Below are 3,544 nucleotides of genomic sequence, written 5' to 3' on the forward strand. Positions count from 1 at the left end.
TCTGCGATGTCGATGCCTCGTGTATAGTGGCTGGCGCGGAGAACGGAGGCGCGGCTGACACCGTTTTCCTCTGCGATTCGGTCGCTGGTTTTCTTCCCGGAGTGGTGGTTATCACCGTGATCACCACCACTTTTCTTTGCTAAAGTGTACTGATTGCCCCGAAAGATTTTTGCAGCTTTCTTCTCGGCTTCGTACTGCTTCCCAAGCAGATAGCGTTTCTGTTCAGGACTCAGGTTTCGCCGTCCCAACTGATTCCGGCAAATCCACGCAATGGCTTCTTCGCGGTTCTCAAATCGGAGCGGCATGGTAGAAAAGTAGATTTCGGGATGCTTCTGAAGAATCGCATAACGGTTGTGACCATCAACAAGGGTATTGCCCCAGATACTCATAGAAGATTATACCTATTTACTTCTTTCTGCGTTTGCCACATTGTGGACATCCATGTCCGTTTACACGACTTCGAATCTCAGATTCCCAATGATTTCCGCATACAGAGCAAACCCACCAAGCGTGTTTTCCGCTTTTGGGTAAGACTTTTCGGGGGTCTAATTCGGTATTTTTCTCATAGTCCCATTCGTTAAGAAGCTCTGGATATAGGGTGGCCAAATCATTTATGCCTGTCTTAGGAACTCGTCCACTACAACAAGGACAACCAATTCCTCTTTTTCTGTTATTGGGACTTGCTTGCCATTCGTAACCGCATTTCGGACAAAGCCACCAGACAGGTTTGAATTTTCCGGCGGTTATATCATTTGGGGTTAAATCGCCATTTTTTGTGGGATGCCATTCTTTGGAAAGTTCTGGCATGGTTTCAGCGAGTGAACCAACCTTTTTAACTACACCTTGTGTAAAACTTTTTCCACGGTGTTTTTTTGAACATTCAGCGCACCCAAAGCGCCCTTTTCGTGTCATGCTGTTAATGCTACATTTCCATTCGCGTCCACAATCTGGACATTTCCACCAGACGATTTCATTTGAACTGACGGTAAACATGTCTGGAGTTAAGTCCTGATTCTTCACATAGTCCCATTTTGAGGCAACGTCTGGACGTAAAATTGCGAGGGAATTATCAATACTTGTCAAATATCCTAAGATCTGCGGGCGGTCACGTTCGATATTTACATCGATTTGACTGTGAATATGTCGAGGATCTGTTCGAGTCCACATATTGGAGGAAGCATCTATAGAATCGAGAATGACTTTAAGGGTGGTTTCGAGTTCGCCTGTCTTTTTGACCTTTGAAATGGTATAAACCACATCAGCAGTTTGCGCATTGTCAACCCAATTGCGAGTATTCTTCTCTTTGATACGGATGAGCTTCACATGATTTTCTTGACATAATTTATATTTGCGGATTTCCCGTTCATACTGCTCATCCGATTGGTGCCAGTTTGCGCCATCAAACTCGATTCCGGTATGAATAGAGGGAATATAAATATCGAGTTCCATAGAACCCAGAAAAACGGGTTTGTATTTGTTGATAGCATCGGAATAGAGCTTATGAACGTAAAAGAAGGTAGCCTGCTCGGGGAAAGAGGTTTGGACTCTTAAATTGCAAATAGGGCATTGTGTGTTATCTGTATTGCGGTCATGGATAGTGGCTTGATATTCGTGACCGACAGGGCAAAGCCACCATACACGTTTTCCGCTTCCAGCAGTTACTTCATACGGTGTCAGCGGAGCATTCTTAGATGGATGCCATTCGACAGAAAGGCTGGGGTTGACCGAAGCTAAATCATTGAATCCTTTTAACACTTTATGCCCTGAGCAGTAGTAGCATGCACTTCCACGTCGCGTCCGCCGTTCAACAGTTTGCTCATAGGAATGTCCCCGTGAACAAAGCCACCAAACTTTCTTTTTGCTGTACGCTGTTATGCTGGAAGGTTTAAGTTCTGCATTTTTGTAAGGATGCCATTCGGTTGCGATGTCTGGAAAAAGAGTTTCGAGGTCATTATAACCAGTGAGCACTTTTCTATGGGAACAGTAAGGGCAACCATAACCTCGTCCAACATGAAGATTTATGCTCTGTTCGTAAGAGTGCCCTTTGCAACAAATCCACCAGACTTTTTTTGAAGAGCCTGCTACGACAGCATCAGGTGAGAGTGGATGATTTTTGTTGAAGTCCCATTCATTGATGCAGGCAGGATATTGTGAAAGTAAATCGTTTTGACCTTTAACAAGCTTGACCATGGTAGTCCCTCATATCATCTATGAATCAAAATAGTTAACTCTACCATTTTAATATAGCATAATGAAAATCAAAATCCAGTATAATTAAAAAATTAGTCAGCAGGGTTTGGGGCAGGCACGCCCCAACAAGATCACTTCGGAAATGCAGACGCATTGTAGAAGTGAAGTCCCGGATGGACAGAACATTTTCAAGAATTGAAAATTTGTGGCCACGGGACGGTTCTTGCCCTCTACCGCTGCGCTCAAAACGTATTTTCAACAAATGTTTCCGAATTGTTAAGGCGCAAAAATAAGTAGAGGTTGTGCTGCTCATGTATGTGGGTCACCGTTTGCTCCGAACGAAGTTCCTGCCCCTGTTTGTGCAGCGGCGTTGACGAAAAGTCGGTATCACGTTCGGTCGGCTCATGAAATTTTCAAGGTGCAGCTCCCGTAAAAGAAAAATACCGCCCACGCAGCGCAGCGATGGATTTTGTCGGGTGAATCGGCGGCAAAATAGATCGGGTGTGTTGCGGGGCGGTGAATTTTTCAGGGATAATCCACGGCGAGGCAGTGTTCAAAATGAACACGACCACATCTTGTGGAAAGGTTCAAACCAATCCACAAGAGCAGTGGGATTTACAAGAAAAATACCACTGTGTGTGAAAATCGTCAAGAGGGTTTTGAAAAATTTGTTGAAGTGAAGCAAGAAAAGTATGACACATCTTGTGGCTTTAGGAAAAAATACGCTATGTGAATCAGAACAAATCCCATTTTCTGTCTGCGGTAAATCCTTCTACTGCCAGCTGCAACAGGATGATGCTTGTGCATTCAAGACGCAGACGGCAATAAAAACGGCAAGGTCGCCTGCTGCCAAGTGACCTTGCCGTTTTGTACTGTATTTTGCTAAATCAGGCAGTTGCCCGCGACTTTACAACGCTACGCTGACCGGCAGAACATACACGCCATCGGCGGTGTAGTAGGTGATCTGGGTGACGGTCTTGCCGATGATGGACGCAAGGTAGGGCTCGTCCGTATTGAAGCCCAGCTCAGTGCCGCGCCAGATATTGGTCACATGATGCAGGCCGTACTCGCTGCCGTCGGCAGTGGTCAGCACTACGCCGTAGACCTTGTTGGTGCTGGTGTCCAGATCAAAACCGGAGAGCTTCATCTCATAATTCGTGTGGCGGCCATTGGTGGTCAGCTCCACGGTGACACCCTCCACGGTGGTCTCGGTGGCGTGGACCTTGCCAAACTCCCACTTGCCGCTCAACAGGTTGTACCATGCGGTAATGTAGTAGGCAGGGGTCTCACTGAGCTTGTAGTAAGCGTAGCTCTCGTTCTCAAACAAGGCATCTGCGCCGGTGTAGGTGGTGGT

General features: G+C 46.2%; 1 protein-coding gene and 2 pseudogenes. All 3 read right to left on the reverse strand.

Features of this window, described 5'->3' with window-relative positions:
- Positions 1-389, reverse strand: a pseudogene (locus WMO44_RS14500) (hypothetical protein); the annotation flags it as partial.
- 16 nt (positions 390-405) lie between these two features.
- Positions 406-2,190, reverse strand: a complete 1,785-nt coding sequence (locus WMO44_RS14505; RefSeq protein ID WP_349153002.1) for a zinc-ribbon domain-containing protein — start codon at positions 2,188-2,190, stop codon at positions 406-408.
- Between the two features lie 907 nt (positions 2,191-3,097).
- A pseudogene (locus tag WMO44_RS14510) lies at positions 3,098-3,544 on the reverse strand (hypothetical protein); the annotation flags it as partial.

It is taken from the genome of Faecalibacterium tardum (genome assembly GCF_040096515.1).
Classification (GTDB): Bacteria; Bacillota; Clostridia; order Oscillospirales; family Ruminococcaceae; genus Faecalibacterium; species Faecalibacterium tardum.

Bases quoted from the DNA above. Each gene is read 5' to 3' on its own strand.
- WMO44_RS14505 (WP_349153002.1), bottom strand. From the start codon at position 2,190: ATGGTCAAGCTTGTTAAAGGTCAAAACGATTTACTTTCACAATATCCT.